17 protein-coding genes are annotated in these 17,678 nt (G+C 68.3%); 7 read left to right on the top strand and 10 right to left on the bottom strand.

The window, feature by feature from the left end; translation table 11 throughout:
* A complete protein-coding gene (locus FHS48_RS13270; RefSeq protein WP_184264055.1) occupies window positions 1-1,356 on the top strand; it encodes an NAD(P)/FAD-dependent oxidoreductase in 1,356 nt (451 codons plus the stop codon).
* A gap of 18 nt (window positions 1,357-1,374) precedes the next feature.
* Here the strand turns inward: FHS48_RS13270 and FHS48_RS13265 are convergent, their stop codons facing one another.
* The 6 genes from FHS48_RS13265 to tcuA all read right to left on the bottom strand — a co-directional run bounded on the left by FHS48_RS13265 (window position 1,375) and on the right by tcuA (window position 7,027).
* The gene (locus FHS48_RS13265) at window positions 1,375-2,148 is read right to left on the bottom strand and encodes an SDR family NAD(P)-dependent oxidoreductase (RefSeq protein WP_260402475.1); all 774 of its coding nucleotides are present in this window, start codon (window positions 2,146-2,148) and stop codon (window positions 1,375-1,377) included.
* Between the two features lie 19 nt (window positions 2,149-2,167).
* Window positions 2,168-2,920, bottom strand: coding sequence for an SDR family NAD(P)-dependent oxidoreductase (locus FHS48_RS13260; protein WP_184264053.1), 753 nt, complete (start codon window positions 2,918-2,920; stop codon window positions 2,168-2,170).
* Between the two features lie 132 nt (window positions 2,921-3,052).
* Window positions 3,053-3,712: a ChrR family anti-sigma-E factor gene (locus FHS48_RS13255; protein WP_184264052.1), complete on the bottom strand. Its 660-nt coding sequence runs from the start codon at window positions 3,710-3,712 to the stop codon at window positions 3,053-3,055.
* On the bottom strand, window positions 3,709-4,290 hold the full coding sequence (locus tag FHS48_RS13250) for a sigma-70 family RNA polymerase sigma factor (RefSeq protein ID WP_184264051.1): 582 nt from the start codon (window positions 4,288-4,290) through the stop codon (window positions 3,709-3,711). The genes FHS48_RS13255 and FHS48_RS13250 overlap by 4 nt, the downstream gene beginning before the upstream one ends.
* A gap of 246 nt (window positions 4,291-4,536) precedes the next feature.
* Window positions 4,537-5,700 carry a tricarballylate utilization 4Fe-4S protein TcuB gene (gene tcuB / locus FHS48_RS13245; RefSeq protein WP_184264050.1) on the bottom strand — a complete coding sequence of 388 codons (1,164 nt, stop codon included), beginning with the start codon at window positions 5,698-5,700 and terminating at the stop codon, window positions 4,537-4,539.
* Window positions 5,687-7,027, bottom strand: coding sequence for an FAD-dependent tricarballylate dehydrogenase TcuA (tcuA, locus tag FHS48_RS13240; protein ID WP_311769140.1), 1,341 nt, complete (start codon window positions 7,025-7,027; stop codon window positions 5,687-5,689). The genes tcuB and tcuA overlap by 14 nt, the downstream gene beginning before the upstream one ends.
* A 155-nt stretch (window positions 7,028-7,182) precedes the next feature.
* Between tcuA and FHS48_RS13235 the strand changes: the two genes are divergently transcribed.
* The 3 genes from FHS48_RS13235 to FHS48_RS13225 all read left to right on the top strand — a co-directional run bounded on the left by FHS48_RS13235 (window position 7,183) and on the right by FHS48_RS13225 (window position 10,044).
* On the top strand, window positions 7,183-7,917 hold the full coding sequence (locus FHS48_RS13235) for an SDR family oxidoreductase (RefSeq protein ID WP_184264049.1): 735 nt from the start codon (window positions 7,183-7,185) through the stop codon (window positions 7,915-7,917).
* A 320-nt stretch (window positions 7,918-8,237) separates the two neighbouring features.
* Window positions 8,238-9,047 carry a ParA family protein gene (locus FHS48_RS13230; RefSeq protein WP_184264048.1) on the top strand — a complete coding sequence of 270 codons (810 nt, stop codon included), beginning with the start codon at window positions 8,238-8,240 and terminating at the stop codon, window positions 9,045-9,047.
* 49 nt (window positions 9,048-9,096) lie between these two features.
* Window positions 9,097-10,044 (top strand): ParB/RepB/Spo0J family partition protein, encoded by a 948-nt coding sequence (locus tag FHS48_RS13225; RefSeq protein WP_184264047.1) that lies wholly within the window; start codon window positions 9,097-9,099, stop codon window positions 10,042-10,044.
* 127 nt (window positions 10,045-10,171) lie between these two features.
* Here the strand turns inward: FHS48_RS13225 and FHS48_RS13220 are convergent, their stop codons facing one another.
* Together FHS48_RS13220 and FHS48_RS13215 are read right to left on the bottom strand one after the other, a co-directional pair.
* Window positions 10,172-10,567, bottom strand: a complete 396-nt coding sequence (locus FHS48_RS13220; protein WP_260402474.1) for a VOC family protein — start codon at window positions 10,565-10,567, stop codon at window positions 10,172-10,174.
* Window positions 10,568-10,647: 80 nt separating this feature from the next.
* Complete coding sequence (locus FHS48_RS13215; RefSeq protein WP_184264046.1) at window positions 10,648-11,385, bottom strand: helix-turn-helix transcriptional regulator; 738 nt, start codon at window positions 11,383-11,385, stop codon at window positions 10,648-10,650.
* 121 nt (window positions 11,386-11,506) lie between these two features.
* On the opposite strand from FHS48_RS13215, the gene FHS48_RS13210 reads away from it, so the two are divergent.
* Together FHS48_RS13210 and FHS48_RS13205 are read left to right on the top strand one after the other, a co-directional pair.
* Entirely contained in the window at window positions 11,507-11,971 is a 465-nt protein-coding gene (locus tag FHS48_RS13210) for a hypothetical protein (protein ID WP_184264045.1), read from the top strand.
* Between the two features lie 99 nt (window positions 11,972-12,070).
* The gene (locus FHS48_RS13205; protein ID WP_260402473.1) at window positions 12,071-12,559 is read left to right on the top strand and encodes a copper chaperone PCu(A)C; all 489 of its coding nucleotides are present in this window, start codon (window positions 12,071-12,073) and stop codon (window positions 12,557-12,559) included.
* 151 nt (window positions 12,560-12,710) lie between these two features.
* On the opposite strand, the gene FHS48_RS13200 is transcribed toward FHS48_RS13205, so the two are convergent.
* Window positions 12,711-13,319, bottom strand: coding sequence for a 2-hydroxychromene-2-carboxylate isomerase (locus FHS48_RS13200; protein WP_184264044.1), 609 nt, complete (start codon window positions 13,317-13,319; stop codon window positions 12,711-12,713).
* Window positions 13,320-13,591: 272 nt separating this feature from the next.
* On the opposite strand from FHS48_RS13200, the gene FHS48_RS13195 reads away from it, so the two are divergent.
* Entirely contained in the window at window positions 13,592-15,442 is a 1,851-nt protein-coding gene (locus tag FHS48_RS13195) for a tetratricopeptide repeat protein (RefSeq protein WP_184264043.1), read from the top strand.
* Here FHS48_RS13195 and FHS48_RS13190 read toward each other — a convergent pair.
* Window positions 15,359-17,641, bottom strand: a complete 2,283-nt coding sequence (locus FHS48_RS13190; RefSeq protein WP_184264042.1) for a TonB-dependent receptor — start codon at window positions 17,639-17,641, stop codon at window positions 15,359-15,361. The genes FHS48_RS13195 and FHS48_RS13190 overlap by 84 nt on opposite strands.
* Window positions 17,642-17,678 lie beyond the last annotated feature (37 nt).

The following is a 17,678-nucleotide window of genomic DNA, read 5'->3' as shown; positions in this document are numbered from 1 at the left end:
ATGTCGCATATCGACTCTCCCTACCGCCCCCTTCCCGACGCCCGGCGCATTGCCGTCATCGGCAGCGGCGCCGCCGCCCTTGGTGCGGCCTGGGCCCTGTCCCGGCGCCATGTGGTGACGGTGTTCGACAGCGAACCCCGCCCCGGCGGCCATGCCAACACGGTGGAGGTGCCGGGGGCCGACGGACAGCCGGTGGCGGTCGATACCGGTTTCATCGTCTACAACATCCGCACCTATCCCAACCTGATCCGCCTGTTCGATCATCTGAAGATGCCGACGCAGGACACCGGCATGTCCTTCGCCGTCACGCTGGATGAGGCCGGGCAGCGCGGGGTGCTGGAATATTCCGGCAGTGACCTCTCCGGCCTGTTCGGCCAGCGCGGCAACCTGCTGCGCCCCCGGTTTTACGGCATGCTGCGCGATATCCTGCGCTTTTACCGGCAGGCTCCGGTCGATGCCCAGACGGTGGGATCCGGACTGTCGCTGGGCGACTATCTGCGGCAGAACGGCTATGGCCAGGCCTTCATCGACGATCACCTGCTGCCGATGGCCGCCGCCATCTGGTCGGCACCGCCGGAAACGATGATGGCCTTCCCGATGTCCAGCTTCGTGCGGTTCTGCACCAACCATGGCCTGTTGCAGATCACCGACCGCCCGCGCTGGCGCACCGTGGTCGGCGGCAGCCGGGAATACGTCCGCCGCCTGCTGGCCGATACCCCGGCCACCCTGCGCCTTGGCGAGGCCGTCACCCGGGTGATCCGCTGCACAGGCGGGGCAGGGGTCCGGGTACTGACCGAAAGCGGATCCGACGACCTGTTCGATGCGGTGGTGATCGGCACCCACGCCGATCAGGCGCTGGCGATGATCGAGGCCCCGCACGCGCAGGAACAGCGGCTGCTGGGGGCTTTCCGCTATCAGGACAATCTGGCGGTGCTGCACGGCGACACCGCCCAGATGCCGGTGCGCCCCCGGGTGTGGTCGGCATGGAATTACCGGGCCCGGCGGGGCCCCGGCGGCACGTCGGACCTGTGCGTCACCTACTGGATGAACCGCCTGCAAAACCTGCCGGATCACACCCCGCTGTTCGTCACCCTCAATCCGCACGATACCATTGATCCGGCGAAGGAATACCGCCGCTTCACCTATGCCCATCCGGTGTTTGACGCCGATGCGATGGCGGCTCAGAAGGCCCTGCATCAGGTGCAGGGGACGGACCGTCTGTGGTTCTGCGGATCGTATTTCGGCTACGGCTTCCATGAGGATGCCTTTTCCTCCGGCCTCGCCGCCGCCCGCTCCATCGGCTGCCCGCCGGTGTGGGAAACCGCCGGGACCGCCACCCACAGCCCGGCGGCCTAAGCCCGGCAGACCGAGCCCTTACAGACCGGTAAAGCGCCGGACCGCCGCGAAATACCAGCGGTCCGGCAGACACCGCAGCAACTTCATGGCAGCGGCAAAACGGGATGGGAAGGCAATCTCGAACCGGCCCCGCTCCAGCCCGCGCACAATCGCCAGCGCCGCCGCTTCGGCCGTGATCAGATCCGGCATCGGAAATGGATTTTGCCGGGTCAGCGGCGTATCGACAAAGCCGGGATTGACCAATGTCACCCGCACCCCGCTGTCAGCCAGATCCAGTCGCAGCGATTCCGCCAGCGCGATCACCGCCGCCTTACTGGCGCAGTACCCGGCTGCTGTCGGCAGTCCGCGGTATCCCGCCACCGACGCCACCAGCACCAGATGGCCGCTCCGGCGGGCCCGGTACAGCGGCAGCAGGGCTTCCACGCAATGAACGATGCCCATCAGGTTGGTGTCGATCAGGCTTTGCACCGCTGCGGCGGAAAAGTCATCGCCGGGCGTCGGGTGATGGGTTCCGGCGCACAGCACCGCCATCATCGGCAGCGACGGTTCCATCGCCGCCACCGCCGCCTGCACCGCTGCCCGGTCGGTGACATCCAGCGGCACCGGCACACAGCCGGGACACTGCGACGCCAGCGCCTGTAACGGGGCCGCCCGGCGGCCACTGGCGGTCACCGGCCAGCCGACTGCCCCCAGATGCCGGGCCAGCGCCGCACCGATCCCGGTGCCCGCCCCGGTGATCCACACCCCGCCGGGGGGCTGGGGCAGCGAAACCGTATGGGGCGGGGGTGTCATCGGACGGATCATCAGCCGCTTACCCCCGTGCTTCCGCTGTGCTGCGGCCACCGTCGGCACCGATCACCTGCCCGGTGATCCAGCCCGCCGCCGGAGACAGCAGGAACGCCGCCAGAGCCGCCACATCCTCCGCCTCGCCGGTCCGCTTCAGCGGATGCCGGGCCGCCATCGCCTTAACCATGGCGTCGTTGCCCATCAGTCCGGCGGTCAGCGGGGTCCGGGTCAGGCTGGGGGCGATCACGTTGACGCGGACCTCCGGGGCCAGATCCGCCGCCAGCGACAGCCCCAGCCCTTCCACCGCGCCCTTGGCGGCCCCGACCACCACATGCGACGGAAACCCCCGCCGCGCCGCCACCGAGGAAAACAGCACCACCGATCCCCCGGCCGCCTTCAGGGCGGTCCGCGCCGCCTTGATGGCGGTGAAGGCCCCGATCACATCGCGGCGGTAGGCGTCCAACAGATCCTCCGCCGTCGCCGACGTCACCGCCTTCAGCGACAGGGTGCCGACGGCGTAAACCAGCCCGGCCAGATGCCCGTTTCCGGCGTCCACCGCCGCCTCCGTCACCTGCCGCACCGCTTCGGGGTCCATCACGTCCGCCGCCTGACCGGGGCAGGAGAGGGAGGAGCACAAAGCCTCCAGCGGCTCCGCCCGGCGCGCCGACAGATACAGCGGCTGCCCGGCCTGCGCCAGCTGCCGGGACAGGGCAGCACCAATGCCGCCGCTGGCCCCGAACACCAGAACCGGCGCGGCGGAAGAAGAATGATCGCTCATGACGGGTCCCCGATCTGTGATCCATGGGGGCCTCAGGCCGGGTCCGGGTCCGCAGACACCGGTGCCCCCTGAGATCCCCTTCACACTCTACGCACCGGGTTCCGGCCCGGATCACCGGTCCCGGAGGCCCCGTTACAGATCAAGGAACGGATTGATCAGGCGACCGACCAGCCCGGTCAGCTTCAGGGGGGCCGTCGTCACCGCCAGACACAGGCACGGGTCCCCGGCATCGGCCACCGGACGGTGCACCCCGCCATCGGTCATCACCGCCACGTCGCCCGGCCCGTAGTGGCCGTGACCATCGGTGAACCCGCCGCCCAGCACCAGCGTCATTTCCAGTCCGCCGTGGCTGTGTTCCGGCACCCCCATCCCCGGGGCAATGCGGTACAGCCGGGCCCGCGCCTGCGGGCGGGTCACCACCGGCACCTGCTCCAGCCCGCCCGGCAGCCGCTTCCACGGCAGGCGGGCGGTGTCGGCCCCGACATACTCGCGCAGCGGCTTCGGCAGCAGACCGGGCAGGGGAGGGCGCACCGGAGCCGGGCGCAGCGGGCGCGACACCGGGGCCGCCGGTCCCAGCCGGGCCAGCACCGAGGCCAGGGCGGAGTCCGCCAGTGCCGCCGGGGGCAGATCCTCCAGCAGGGTGCCGCCGACCGCCTCGGCCTCGCCCGCCATCCGGCGGCAGTCCGGGCACAGGGTCAGGTGGCAGGCCACCAGCAGGGCCGACGCTTCTTCCAGCGATCCGGCGGCATAGGCCAGCAGCAGGTCTTCAGGGGGATGGAAGGTGGCGCTCATCGCAGGTCCTCCACCGGTCCGGCGGCATCGCCAAGGGCAGCCCGGATCCGGCTCATCGCCAGCCGCAGCCGCGATTTGACGGTCCCGAGCGGAATGCCCAGCCGGGACGAAATTTCTGAGTGTGGGGCGTCTTCGTAAAAGGATAGGGCAATCACTTCGGCCTGTTCCGGGGGCAGGGTGGCAACGGCAGCGCGCAGGGTGCGGTCGCGCTGCTGGGTCGCCAGCACGTCATCGGGCGGGGTTTCGGGGTCAGGGACCAGCGCCGGATCCTCGGGATCCAGTTCCGGGCGGCGGTCCCGCCGCAGGCGGTCAATCCGCAGGTTGCGGGCGATGGCGAAGATCCAGGTCCCGGCGCTGGCCTTGGCCGGATCAAAGTATCCGGCCTTGCGCCACACCGTCAGCAGGGCTTCCTGCGCCAGTTCCTCCGCCACCGCATCCTCGGCTCCCAGACGGCGGAGATAGGTCTTGATACGGGGCGCGTAATACTGGAACAGACAGATGAAATCCGCCTGATCGTGCGTCTGCGCCAGCGCCGCAAGGCGGCGGGTCATCTCTGCCGCCACCGGATCCGCCGTCATGCCGTGTCCTGTCCGCTGTTTTCTGCCCCGTCCCGCCGTTGTGGTGCCGAAACCGGCAGCGAGCCGGTAGCGCACCTGTCCGGGCGGGCCGGACGGCGGAATTCTGTCGGGATCATGGAGGGATACCGGGGAAAAATCCAGCATGTCCGGTGTGATCCTGTGGAAGGGGCGGGGCGCGGAACGGATCCGGGCACAGGCCGCTGACTGCGATCTGTAATCCTTCTACGCTGCCGCCGCCGGACTGGATCACCCGTCTTCCGCCGCTTTTTCAGGCCCGCTTTTTTCAGACCCCGCCGCCGCCTGACGCCGCCGGTCCAGCCGGGCCGCCTTCAGCACGGCGGCGATCCGCTGCGGCGCGTGGGCCAGCCCACCCAGCGGCAGGGCCAGAAACAGCACCAGCACCAGCCCCAGATGCCACCCCAGCACCAGCCCCATGGCCGCCGTGCCGCGCAGGGCCAGCAGGGCCAGACCGGTCGCCGCCACCAGCGCCAGCAGGATCAGCAGCCCCTGCTGCCCCGGCGGCGTCCGCACCGCTGCCGCACTGCGGCGGTTTTCCCGCCACAGCCCGCCACAGCCCGCCAGCATCAGCAGCCCTCCGACCGTGCCCAGCCCGACCGGCAGGCTGAGCAGCGGATAGGGAGCGATCCAGCCAAACCCGTGATGCCACAGGGTGGCCACCGCCGTGGCGGCAAAACACAGGGCAAAACCGCCGGTCAGGGCATGGTGGGCGCGGCGGCGGCGGGGATGATCCAGATGCCGCAAAGTCAGGGCCTGCCGCAGCCCGGTCCGCCAGTCGGCCCATGTCAGCCGGTCCGGCCCGCCCCCGGAGCCTCTGCCGGAGACATCGATATGCCGCCAGAACCAGACCATCCGCCCCAGACTCAGCGCCACCGCCAGCAGCAGCGCCCCCCCGGCCAGACCGCTCAGCCAGCCCCACGGCAGCACCGCATAAAAGGCCCCCGGACCGGTATGGACGGCAAACAGCACCTCCGGCGGGATCAGCCCCAGCATCAGCAGCGGCAGCAGGCCACTGGCCGCCAGCATCACCGCAAGAAGGCGACGGCGCAGGCCGGGCAGGGGGGTCTGCTGCCGCCGCCGCACCGCCGCCAGAGTCTGCGGCACGGCAATCGCATAGGCATGCGGCGGCGCATACTGGCAGGCATCCCAGCAGGCGCGGCAGCCATGGCACAGGCTGGCCAGCCAATCCACATCGGCATTGGTGAAGGCCGGGGCCTGCCCCGCCCCGGGCAACGCCCCGCCAACCGCATCGCGCTGCCGGAACACCGGACAGAAGCCGTCACAGTATTTACACACCGCGCACAGGGTCAGGGTCTGCCGTGCCACCGCATAAAGCGCGGCATCCTCTTCCGGCAGCAGAGGGGAAGGGGGGAAGGGATCAGCTCCGGACATAGCGCGCCGCCTCCTCTCCCGCCCGCCGTCCGGTGACGGCGGAAACCGTCAGCGCTGCCCCGGCAATATAGCCGCTGCCCAGAATCTGCGGGGCGATGATCATCCCGGCGGCATACAGGCCGGGCCAGTGGCCGCCATCGGCCCGCTGCACCCGCAGGGCGGGATCGACCGTCAGGCCCAGTCCGGTAAAGGTCAGGCCGGGGTGGACCGGCACCAGCAGAAACGGCGGCTCCAGCCCGCTCAGGGCCGCTTCCATCGCCTGCGGCGGGATTGCCGCCAGCGCCGCCGCCTCCGCCGCCGTGGCACAGGGCAGGGGCGGGTAGACCCGCATCGGCAGCTCCGCCGCCCGGCGGGCTTCCACCACCAGCACCGCCCGGCCCCCAGCCCCGGCGGCCACCCGCCGCCCCCACGCCGAATAGCGCGGCGGCCCGGTTTCTCCCGGCGGGGTCAGCAGGGTTCCCGCCGCGTCAATCACCCGTCCACACCCAAAACCATCCACCCGGGTGACAATGCCGCCGTCATGGCGCGGCGACCGCCCGTCCACCGCCACCAGATGCCCCCGCCCCGGCGCGCCGGAGGGCTGGGCCCCGGCCTGAAGCAGGTGGCGCAGCACCTGTCCGTCGGCATGCGGGGTGCCCCGGTTGTGCAGGGTCGCCGCCAGCGGCCCCCATTCCGCCGCCAGCCAGTCGGGATTGGCCTGATAGCCGCCACAGGCCACCACCACCGCCCCGGCCTGCACGGCAGCGCCGCTGTCCAGCACCACCCGCAGCGGCCCGGAGGAGAGGCCGGAGGAAGAACCATAGGAAGAGGAGAGGGGATCCACCGCCGCCACCCCGGCATGCAGGCGCACATCAATGCCGCTGCGCGCCGCCGTTGCATACAGGCTGTTGACCGCCGCCTTGCCGCCGCCGAGAAAAAACGCCGTTTTGCGGGAATAGGGCAGATGCTCGGTCTGGAAGTGCACCCCGCAGCGGGCCAGCCAGTCGGCCAGCCGCACCGATTCGGTGGCCAGCAGGGCATGCAGGGCCGGGTCGCCGTCGCCTTTGCTGGCACGGCGCAGATCGGCGATGAACTCTTCGGCCCGGTAGCTGCCGGGCATCAACGGCCCCGGCGCATCATGGGTCAGCCGCAGATTGCGGGAATGCCGGGTGTTGCCGCCGCGCAGGGCCGGGCCGGCCTGTTCCAGCAGCAGCACCCCGGCCCCGGCCTGCCGCGCCGCCAGCGCCGCACACAGCGCCGCCAGACCGCCGCCGACCACCACCACATCGGCCCGGTCCGGCAAGCGGACAGACGGAGACAGCGGCGAAGAGGGGGGAACAGCGGACACGCGGTGGCTCCGGCAGCAAGGACCTGTTCCGGGATAAGCCGGAACCCGGCCAAGATCAAGCCGCCGTCACTTTCCTTTCTGGTGGACCGGTCGTAGACTGGGACACATAGACTGTTGTCAGGACTTCCTTTTTATCCCCCCGGAGGCTTCCCCCCATGCCGACGTTTCCCTGCACCGCCATTGTCACCGGCCATTCCCGTGGGCTGGGGGCCGCCATCACCGCCGCCCTGCTGGAGCGGGGGATTCCGGTGCTGGCCCTGTCGCGGTCGGGCAATCCGGCCCTGACCAATCATCCGCTGCTGACCGAAGTGGCGCTGGATCTGGGCGATGCCGTCGCCGTCGGCCACTGGCTGGAAACCCCGGATCTGGCCGCCTTCATCGGCGATACCGTGCCGCTGCTGATCAACAATGCCGGGACCGTCGCCCCGATCGGCCCGCTGGGCACACAGGACCCGTTGCAGGTGGTGCAGGCGGTGACCCTGAACGTCACCGCGCCGCTGCTGCTGTCCAACGCGTTGGTGGCGGCCCGGCCCTCCGGCAGCCCGGCGCGGATCCTGCATATTTCCAGCGGGGCGGCCCGCAATGCCTATGCCGGATGGGCGGTCTACTGTGCCACCAAAGCGGCGCTGGACCACCACGCCCGCGCCGTACAGGCCGACGCCTGCGACGGACTGCGGATTGCCAGTCTGGCCCCCGGGGTGATCGACACCGCCATGCAGGCCACCATCCGCGACACCGACCGCAGCCTGTTCCCGCTGCTCGACCGCTTCACCGCGCTGAAAGACAGCGGCTCCCTCAGCAGCCCGGAAGACAGTGCCGCCCGGCTGGTGGACTACCTGCTCAGCGACCGCTTCGGCACCGAGGCCACCCCGGATCTGCGGGCCCTGTAACCCGCCGACGCCGGGCCGTCCCTGCCGGATCGGGTCACACCGGACGGCCCGGGCGCACCTTGCGACATCGCAAACCGCTTTCCATGTTTGCACCGCAGTTGTCGCCCCGCTGCGGAGTTGATACAGTGGCGCCACCGGACCGGCAGGATCCTCCGCCCGCCCCGGTTCCAGTCCGCCCCGGATCCGTCCGCCTCTGTCACCGCGCCGCCGGTTGCCGCACCCTGCCCCGCAGGGGTGCGCCCTGTGGCTCCGGGTCCTTTGGCGGACAGGCCCTTTGTGCGTTTTAGGTCCCTTTTCGCGTTTTAGGTAAGGATCGCCCGATGGCATTCCCGCAGACCGTTCCGCCGAAGATCATCGCCATTGCCAACCAGAAGGGCGGGGTCGCCAAAACCACGGTCGCCGTCAATCTGGCCGCCCGGCTGGCCGCCATGGGACGGCGGACCCTGCTGGTGGACACCGACGCCCAGTCCAACGCCACCATGACCGTTGACCAGCGGCCGCAGGATCTGGCCGGGCGCGGCCAGACCCTCTATCACGTGCTGACCGGAGCAACGGCGGTGGAGGATGCCATCCTGCCGCCGATGCCGGATCTGGACATTCCGCTCGACCTGCTGGCCTCCTCGCTGGATATCGAGGACCTGTCGCTGACACTGGTGGTCCGCCCGGACTGGAGCCGCCTGCTGGAACGCCACCTGCGCAAGGTTGCCCACGCCTACGACCATATCGTCATCGACTGTCCGCCCAATCTGGGGGTGATGACCGCCAACGCCCTGACCGCCGCCGACACCGTGCTGATCCCGACCGAAGCCGAACCCTATGCGGTCTACGGCATCAACCTGCTGTTCCGCCGCATCGCCGGATTTCAGGAGGAGATCAACGCCCGCCTGTCGATCCATGGCATCGTGCCGACCAAATACAACGCCCAGCACAGTCAGGACCGCCAGAGCCTTCAGGACATCTACGACCTGTACGGCGACCACACCCGGATCTTTGAACCGATCGCCAAGGCCACGGTGTTCACGCAGGCGGCCTATGCCCGCCGCCCGCTGATCGTGCTGGACCCCAAGGCTCCCGGCATGTCGGTGATCAACGCCATTGCCGACAGCCTGACCGCACCGGTCACGGCCTGACCCTGCCCCCCCATCAAGACCCTGTGCAGACAATGGAGAACAACGGATCATGGCTTTGAAAGGGTGGAAAGGCGCGGGCGGTGCCAGCTCGGTGGTGCGCGGCGAACGGGAGCAGGGCGCCAGCCTGCTGCCCTCCGCCCGCCCGGAGATGCGCATCCACGACATCGCCCTGACCCAGCTGGTGCCCAACCCGGACCAGCCGCGTCAGGTCTTTGACGACGCCGAAATCGCCTCCCTCGCCAATTCGATCCGCGAACGCGGGCTGTTACAGCCGATCGTCGTCAAGCCGTTGCCCGATGGCACCCACTTCATGATTGTCGCCGGGGAGCGGCGGTTCCGCGCCACCCAGTCCCTCGGCCTGCCGACGATCCGTGCCGTCTGGTCATCCAGCAATGACACCGCGCTGGATGCCCTGCTGGAAAACTGCCAGCGCACCAACCTGCTGCCGCTGGAACTGGCGGATTCCCTCGCCGCCCTGATGGGCCACAGCCGGATGACCAACCGCGAGGCCGCCACCCTGCTGGGCTACCGCGAGGAACAGGTCAGCCGCCTGCTGAAACTGCGTGACCTGCCCGACAGCCTCCGCGCCGATTACTTTGCCGACCCCGGCGATCTCAGCCTGAACGCGCTGTATGAAGTGACGATGTGCAAGGACCCGGAACGCCAGCAGATGCTGTGGCTGCGGGCCCGGGACGGGGCTTCCATCGCCGAACTGCGGGCCCTGCGCCAGCAGCCTGCCCACAGCGAAGAGCCCGCAGACGGCACCGGAGCAGATCCGGAAGCGGAGACCGGTCTTTCCGCCACTGCGGCAGAGGCTGACACCGGACCGGCCCCCCGCCGCAAAACCCCGGTTGATCAGGTGGTCCAGACCAGCATCCGCACCATTTCCAAGCAGATCATGCGCATGGGCCGCCTTGGCCCCCTGAACAGCCAGCAGAAGCAGCAGATCCGCATTCTGCGGCAGGCCTTGGGTGTGCTGATCGACGAGGAAACCTGATTTTCCCGGGAACACCGGTCCAGACCACAAAACAGCCCCGGAGTCTGCGACATCGCAAACTCCGGGGCTGTTGCATCAGGGGCTCCGGCAGACACGCCGCAACCGGGACCACAGGGGAGGGGAACGCTTACGCCCCGTCGCCCCTCTCCGGGACAAACATCCGCAGGCGGTGACCATCGGGGTCCAGCCCGACGAACGTATAGCCAAAGTCCAGCGCCACCGGGGCCTGCGCGATCGGCACCCCCGCCGCCTGCCATGCGGTATGGCAGTCTTCCAGCGCCGCGCGGGACGGCAGGGTCAGCGCCAGTTCCGAACCACCGCTGAGAAGGTCCGGCACCGGGCGGGCTGCCGGTTCAACCGTATGCCGCGACCACAGGCCGACCTTAGTGCCGTCATCGAGGATAAACAGGGCGAAGGTCGGGCTGACCTCCACCGGCTGACGCGACAGCGCCTGAGTGTAGAAGGCCGCGCTGGCAACCGGGCTTTCGACATAGAACAGCAGGTAGGTCTGGGACGGCATCATTCGATCCTTTGCTCTGGAGATCTTCACTCCGGGGCGGACCATCCCGCCCCCTGTGAAACTCATCCTGCCCCCGGCCTGTGTCAGTTTCTGTCAGCAGGATCGAGCATATCGAGGGAAATCTGTTCCGCCGCGCTCCATTCCTTCAGCAGCACCGCCCGCCGCCGGGGATACCGCTCTCCGGTATCCTCCACCCCCAGAATGCGGTCGGTGCGGAAATGCCGGAAAGCCTGCCGGGTTTCACACCAGCCGCCCACCACTTCTGACGTATCGAAATACCCCAGAACGAACGGCCAGATCCGCCGTTGCGTTTCCGTGCCGTCGCCATCGCAGTAGGTCAGGCTCACCACCCGCTCCTCACGAAGACAGCGGCGCAGCAGGGCCATTAGATCAGGCGGCGGGGGAGGGGGGAGATTGCTTCCCGGAGCCCGCCGCTGTCCCGGTCCGACGAACAGGGTCCGGTTTTCACGCAAATCCCCCCAGCCGGGGGGCAGGACTGCGGCAATCTTCGCCAGTGCCGCCACCGCCGACCGGCGCAGATGCGGATCGGTGCGGGCCGCCACCCAGCGCATGCCCAGCACCAGCGCATCCAGTTCCTCATCGCTGAACATCAGCGGTGGCAGCAGGTAGCCATCGCGGAGCTGATAGCCCAGCCCGGCCTCGCCATCAATCACCGCCCCCTGTTCCTGCAAGGTGGCGATATCGCGGTAAATGGTGCGGATGCTGACCTCAAGGCGTTCCGCCAGCCGGGCCGCCGTCACCGGATGGCGGTGCGCCCGCAGTTCCTGCACCAATGCCAGCAGCCGGGCTGACCGTGCCATATGCCTCTCCCATTCCGGATATGCGACATCGCATACCTTTCCGGTTCCGTGCCCACCATGCCACGGGACAGGCGGAAGCGGGCGGTACATCAGTACCGTTCTAAAGCAAAGGGGTCCCCCGTTGACAGCCCCCCCCGCCGGAGGGCAGCATGCCGCCATGATGCTGAAGTCCAACACCGTCTTTCCGGTCCGACGGACCGCCCGCTCCGGCCCTGCGCCGGGGGCGGCGGCATGGATGGTGTTTGCCCTGTCGCTGCATCTGATCCTGTCCGCCGTTGCAGGAATCGTGGCGGCTGATCCGTCCGGGCCGATCCGCCCGTTGGCGGCGGCTGATACGGTGCTGTGTACCGGCAGCGGGATGCGGACCCTGCCCACCGCCACCGGCAGCCCGGGGGTGCCCCTCGCCTCTGCTGATAGCCTGTGTGCGTTGTGTGTGCCGGTTCTGCCGGATGATCTGCCTGCGGTGCAGGCACCGTCCCCAGCGGTGTCCGCCTTTACCCGTCAGGCGGTTTCTCCGGCCCGGTCCGCGCCCGCCCTGCCTGCGCTGCACCGCCCGCAACCACGGGCCCCCCCGATCCTGACCTGACTGTTCCGCCCCCCCCTCTGGCTCCGCCCGGACCTCTTTCCGGGCCGGGGAAACTGTCAGGGTCCGGCCTGTCGCCGGACCGATCTAAGGATGATGACCATGCTGTCTTTCCGTTCCCGCCTCGCCGCCCCGCTGCTGGCCGCCGCCGTCGCTGTCACCCTGTCCGCCGGGGCACTGGCCCACGGCTACACCGTCGGCAAGCTCGCCATCGGTCATCCGTGGGCGAAGGCATCCGCCGGGATGGCCGCCAACGGCGCCGCATTCCTGAAGATCACCAACTCCGGCGAAGCCGACCGTCTGATCGCCGCCAAGACCACCGCCGCTGACCGCGCTGAACTCCATACCCACACCATGGACGGCGGCGTGATGAAGATGCGGCAGGTTGAGGCGATCGAGATTCCGGCGGGCGGCACCGTCGCGCTGGAACCCGGCGGGCTGCACGTCATGCTGTTCGGCCTGAAGGCGCCGCTGAAGGAAAATGACAAATTCCCGCTGACCCTGACCTTCGAAAAGTCCGGCAGCGTTGACGTCGAGGTGAAGGTGGAACCGCTGACCACCACTCCGGCGGAGGCCCACAAGGCGCATTGATCCACCGGGTCTGCCTGTCTTGTTGCCACAACGGCTGCCGGGGTTCCTCCGGCAGCCGTTCTTTTTTCAGGACAGTCTGGTCCCGACTCGATGGTGACCGATGGCCCCGACTCGGGGAATAATGATTCCTGACGAGGAATCTTTCCGCTTTTTATCCAGCGGCAACAGCGTCTTCCAGATAGTCCAGACGGTCCTGCCCCCAGAACAGTTCGCCCTTCCAGACATAGGTCGGCGCGCCGAACACCCCGGCAGCCAAAGCCTCCGCCGTATTGGCAACCCGCTGTGGTTCAGCTTCTGCCGCAGCCGCCAGCAGGGCGTCAGCCTCCAGACCAGCCGCCGTCAGAATCGCCCGGACCTCGGCGGGATCGGCAATGTTCCGCTCCTCCGCCCACAGCCCTCGGCCCAGCGCCAGCGAGACCGCCAGCGCATCGGCCCCGGCCTGCTCCGCCGCCACAATCACTCCGGCGGCCAGCGTGTCGTCGCAGGGATAAAAGGCCGGATGCAGGGTCAGCGGCAGCCCATGGCGGCGGCTGATCCGGGTCAGCTCGACCAGCCGGTAAGCCTTCCGGGCCTCCGGGCGCTGCGCCAGCGGCAGCCCGCCGGTGGCGGAAAAAACCTCGCCGATCCGCACCGGCTTACAGCGCACCGCGCAGCCGTACCGGGCGGCCAGCGCCATCAGCCGGGGGGTCCCGAGATAGGCAAACGGCGACATTGGCGAGAAATAGTAATCAATTGCCGGAGTGTTCTGAGACAACGTCATGGAAGGGGGAGTCCTTGCCGTAAAAGAAAACACCGGACAAAACGGTCCGGGCCGGTTCAGCCTGCCGCAGCCACCGCTCCCGGGCAATCCCGGAATGGCCGGAGGGCCGTCACACCTGCGTGATCCAGCCCCCGGCACGCCCCGGCTCCGACTGTTTCCCGGAATCTTTTTTAGTGCCGGAGTTTTTTATTGAATAGGTTTCCCTCAGGGTGCGGTTACAGGCATCCTGCTGTTCCGGAACAGCACAGAGGCCGATCTTGAGACAGTCCCCAATGGATCCCCAGACACTGCACACCCTGTTGACCACCGGGATGGCCCGCCATCAGGCCGGAGACCTCGAACAGGCCGAGGCCTGTTACCGGCAGGCGCTTGCTGCCACCCCTGACCATCCGGATGCCCTGCACCTGCTGGGGATCATCCACTATCAGCGGGGCCAGCACGGTCCTGCCGCTGCGCTGATCGAACAGGCCATCACGCTGAACGACGCAGTTCCGGCCTATCACTGCAATCTCGGCAATGCCCTGAGGGCTCTCGATCAGCTTGAAGACGCCCTGACTGCCTATGAAGACACCCTGCGGCTGGCGCCGGAGCATGTGCTGGCCCAGTCCAACCGGGGCAATGTCCTGCTCGATCTCGGCCGGGCCGCCGAAGCGCTGACCGCCTATGAAACCGCGTTACAGATCCGCCCGGACTATGCCGAAGGGCATTCCAACCGCAGCCGGGCCCTGATGGCGCTTGGCCGCCCCGATGAGGCCGCCGCCGCCTGCGAAACCGCCCTCTGCCTGCGCCCGTCTCTGGTCGAGGCCTATATCAGCCTCGGCAGTGCCCGCCGTCAGCTCGGGCAGACACAGGCCGCCGTTGATGCCTTTGACGCCGCCCTGTGCCTGCAACCGGACTCCGCCCGCCTCCACTGCGACCGGGGGGCGGCTTTGGCAGCCCTCGGGCGGACGGATGAGGCCCTTCAGGCCTTTGACACCGCCCTCAGCCTGCAACCGGACTGCGCCGAGGCCTTCTGTAACCGGGGCTTTGCCCTGATGGATGTCGGCCGCACCGAAGAAGCCATTACGGCCTATACCGCCGCCCTTGACCTCCGGCCGGATCTGGCCGAGGCCCATTTCAACCGTGGCATGGCCCGGTTGGTGTGTGGCGATTTCAGGGCTGGCTGGCAGGACTATGAATGGCGCTGGCGCTGCCCCGGCTGGCCCGGCGGCACCGCCCGGCACCAGCATCTGCCGCGCTGGCAGGGGGAGGGGGCCCCCTCCGGCCAAACCCTGCTGCTGTGGGCGGAACAGGGTCTGGGCGATACCCTCCAGTTTGCCCGTTATCTGCCGCAGGTGGTGGCACTGGGGTGGTCGGTGGTGCTGGAAGTCCAGCCGGGGCTGGAAACCGTTCTGGCACCACTGGCCGGGCCAGCGGTGCAGATCATCCCCCGCGACGCCCCGCGTCCTGCCGGGGTCGCGCCCAGCGCCCAGTGCCCGCTGCTCAGCCTGCCGCTGGTTCTGAAGACCACTCTCGACACCATCCCTCCGCCTGCCGCGCTACAGGCGGATCCGGAGCGGGTGCGGACACTCCGCGCCCGCTTGCCACAGCAGGGCCTGCGGATCGGCATTGTCTGGCAGGGCAACCCCAACCACCACAACGACCGCAACCGCTCGGTCCCGCTGTCGCGGTTCGCCCCTCTGGCGGCGCTGCCGGGCGTCCATCTGATCAGCCTGCAAAAGGGTCCGGGCTGCGAACAGCTGGGGGACGCTCCCATGGTCCAGTCTCCGGGGCCGGACTATGACGGCGGCGACTTTGCTGAAACCGCCGCCACCGTCGCGGCGCTGGATCTGGTGATCACCGTTGACACCGCCATCGCCCATCTGGCCGGGTCGCTCGGGGTGCCGGTGTGGGTGCTGCTGCCCGCCATCCCGGACTGGCGCTGGCTGACGGACCGGGACGACAGCCCGTGGTATCCGTCGCTGCGGCTGTTCCGTCAGCCGCAGCCGGGGGACTGGGACAGTGTGTTCCAATCCCTGACCAACGCCGTCCTCCAGCGGTTAGAAGCGGACCGTGCCACTGATGCCGACCGCCAGCGGTTCGCCCTGACTGACCAGCACACCGTTGCCGAGATCGGCCCCTGACACGATGTAACGTTCATCGGTCAGGTTGCGGCCCCACAGGTGCACGCCGTAGTGGTCGTTCTCCACCCCGATGCGGGCATCCACCACCCCGTAACCGTCCTGCGCGATGGTGTTGTTGACATCGAAATAGGATTTGGAGCGATAGCGGTAGCCCAGCGCGGCGGAGCCGGTCAGATCCCCGACACCCAGCGACCAGTCATAGCCCAGCTCGGCGGTGCCGGTCAGCTTGGAATGGTACTGCTGCTGCTTGCCGCTGGCATCCCGTGATCCGGTGCCGCCGGTGGCCGGGGCATTCTTGAAATCCACATAGGTGGCATCGGCATAGCCGACCCCAAGAGCCGCCCGCCAGCCATCGCCAAGCTGAACCTCGCCGGACAGTTCCCCACCGTAAGACCGGCTGCGCGAGGCATTAACGGTTGAGGTGGACTGGGCCGCACTGTCAAAGGCCAGAACCTGCTGGTCTTTCCAGTCGATATAGAACAGGGCACTGTCGAGCCGCAGCCGCCCGCCGAACAGGCTGTTTTTCATCCCGACTTCATAGTTGGTCAGCCGTTCCTCAGCAAATTCGCTGGGAGAGGACGGATAGATCAGCCCGTTGTTAAAGCCCCCGGACTTATAACCCTGACTGACACTGCCGAAGACGCTGTTGTCATCATCCAGATGATAGCGCAGCCCGGCCTTGGGCGTGGCGTAGGTGGCACTCAGGCTGTCGTCATAGGCCCGGGCCACCGTGTTCAGCATCAGGGCTGTGTAGGAGGCATTGGTTGAGCCGAGGCGGTACTGGTAGTCCTTTTCCTCATACCCGACCCGCAGCCCGCCGAACACATCCCACGCCTCGGTCAGGGCATAGGACCCGTCGCCGAACACTGCCGCCGCCCGGGTGTCGGTGGTGCCGTCCATCGACAGCGACACCCCGGTGCCGGACAGCACCGCATTGTTCTGCCAGCTGCTTTCCGCCCCGTAGGTGCGTTCGCTGCGCGACACCTCGCCATAGGCCCCCAGCACATAGCGGAGCGGCCCGGTCTCCGGCGAGGTCAGCCGCAGTTCCTGCGTCATCTGGGAAAACGACCCTTCAAACGGGTTGTTGAACCGATGGTCATAGCCCGTCACCCCGAATGCCTGCATCTGGGCATTGGTCGGCGCAAAGTAGGAGGTCGGGGCGGAGCGCCCGGCATAGTCCGTATCCTGACGGCGCAGCCCGGTCAGACTGGTCAGGGTGTAGCCCCCGGCCAGATCGTGGGTCAGCTCCGCCCGCCCGCCGAGGCTTTTCATCTCTCCATGGAACGGGTTGTCAACGCTGACGCCGTCATCCCCGGCCCGGAAGGAGGCGAGGGTCTGCGAAACCCCGTCGCGGAATGTCTGGGTCTGCCCGTCAACGCTCAGCATCAGCCGGGTGCTGTCGTTCACCTCGGCCGTCACGCTGCCCCGGGCCTGCGTCGCGGTGCGGGCATTGGCGTTTTTGGTCCCGGCGGCGCGGTTATCGGTATAGCCGTCGCTGCGATCTTGCGATATCGCAAGACGGACCGCCGAGGTACCCGGCACCACCGGCGCATTGACCATCCCCTCCAGCCGGATCTGGCCGAAGCTGCCGTATCCGGCGGTCATCCGGCCTTCGGTCCGGGTCGGGTCCGCCTTGCGCGACACCAGATTGACCGACCCGCCAAGGGTGTTGCGGCCATACAGCGTCCCCTGCGGGCCGCGCAGAATTTCCACCCGCTCCATATCCAGCAGGCCGCTGGTGTAGGACTGAGTATCACTGACCGGCACCCCATCGACGAACATACCGATCGAGGCTTCGGCATCGTTGAGGTCGGAACCGACCCCACGGATTGCCATATACGGGGTATAGGCGGCACCGGTGGCGCCGCCGTTCATATGGGCATTGGGGGACGACCGCAGCAGATCGGGGGTCTGAAGGATCCGCTGCTCCTCCAGCCTGTCGCCGCTGCGCACATCCATGCTGATCGGCACAGCGGCGGCGTCTTCCGTCCGCTTCTGGGCGGTGACGGTGACCGGGGCCAGCACCGCTGGCGACTGGGATGACGGCACGGTCTGCGCCACCGCCATCCCCGGTCCGAACAGTCCCGGTTCCAGACCTCCGCTCAGGGCCACTCCACTGAAGGCCACCCCGCTCAGGGCCACCGTCTTGATCCGGCGGGTCATTCCCCCCATAGGCCGGTCACTCTTCAGGCTGCGCATCGTACCCTGTCCTCCATGCTGTGATGTCCGATCGGCC

It is taken from the genome of Novispirillum itersonii (genome assembly GCF_014205675.1).
In the GTDB taxonomy this organism is placed as follows: domain Bacteria; phylum Pseudomonadota; class Alphaproteobacteria; order Rhodospirillales; family Rhodospirillaceae; genus Novispirillum; species Novispirillum itersonii_A.
This window is presented reverse-complemented; position numbering and strand designations above follow the sequence as displayed.

What these genes read in the sequence shown, in the direction of transcription:
- FHS48_RS13270 (WP_184264055.1), top strand. Translation starts at nt 1, where the DNA reads ATGTCGCATATCGACTCTCCCTACCGCCCCCTTCCCGACGCCCGGCGC.
- FHS48_RS13265 (WP_260402475.1), bottom strand. Translation starts at nt 2,148, where the DNA reads ATGACACCCCCGCCCCATACGGTTTCGCTGCCCCAGCCCCCCGGCGGG.
- FHS48_RS13260 (WP_184264053.1), bottom strand. Translation starts at nt 2,920, where the DNA reads ATGAGCGATCATTCTTCTTCCGCCGCGCCGGTTCTGGTGTTCGGGGCC.
- FHS48_RS13255 (WP_184264052.1), bottom strand. Translation starts at nt 3,712, where the DNA reads ATGAGCGCCACCTTCCATCCCCCTGAAGACCTGCTGCTGGCCTATGCC.
- FHS48_RS13250 (WP_184264051.1), bottom strand. Translation starts at nt 4,290, where the DNA reads ATGACGGCGGATCCGGTGGCGGCAGAGATGACCCGCCGCCTTGCGGCG.
- tcuB (WP_184264050.1), bottom strand. Translation starts at nt 5,700, where the DNA reads ATGTCCGGAGCTGATCCCTTCCCCCCTTCCCCTCTGCTGCCGGAAGAG.
- FHS48_RS13235 (WP_184264049.1), top strand. Translation starts at nt 7,183, where the DNA reads ATGCCGACGTTTCCCTGCACCGCCATTGTCACCGGCCATTCCCGTGGG.
- FHS48_RS13230 (WP_184264048.1), top strand. Translation starts at nt 8,238, where the DNA reads ATGGCATTCCCGCAGACCGTTCCGCCGAAGATCATCGCCATTGCCAAC.
- FHS48_RS13225 (WP_184264047.1), top strand. Translation starts at nt 9,097, where the DNA reads ATGGCTTTGAAAGGGTGGAAAGGCGCGGGCGGTGCCAGCTCGGTGGTG.
- FHS48_RS13220 (WP_260402474.1), bottom strand. Translation starts at nt 10,567, where the DNA reads ATGATGCCGTCCCAGACCTACCTGCTGTTCTATGTCGAAAGCCCGGTT.
- FHS48_RS13215 (WP_184264046.1), bottom strand. Translation starts at nt 11,385, where the DNA reads ATGGCACGGTCAGCCCGGCTGCTGGCATTGGTGCAGGAACTGCGGGCG.
- FHS48_RS13205 (WP_260402473.1), top strand. Translation starts at nt 12,071, where the DNA reads ATGCTGTCTTTCCGTTCCCGCCTCGCCGCCCCGCTGCTGGCCGCCGCC.
- FHS48_RS13200 (WP_184264044.1), bottom strand. Translation starts at nt 13,319, where the DNA reads ATGACGTTGTCTCAGAACACTCCGGCAATTGATTACTATTTCTCGCCA.
- FHS48_RS13195 (WP_184264043.1), top strand. Translation starts at nt 13,592, where the DNA reads ATGGATCCCCAGACACTGCACACCCTGTTGACCACCGGGATGGCCCGC.
- FHS48_RS13190 (WP_184264042.1), bottom strand. Translation starts at nt 17,641, where the DNA reads ATGCGCAGCCTGAAGAGTGACCGGCCTATGGGGGGAATGACCCGCCGG.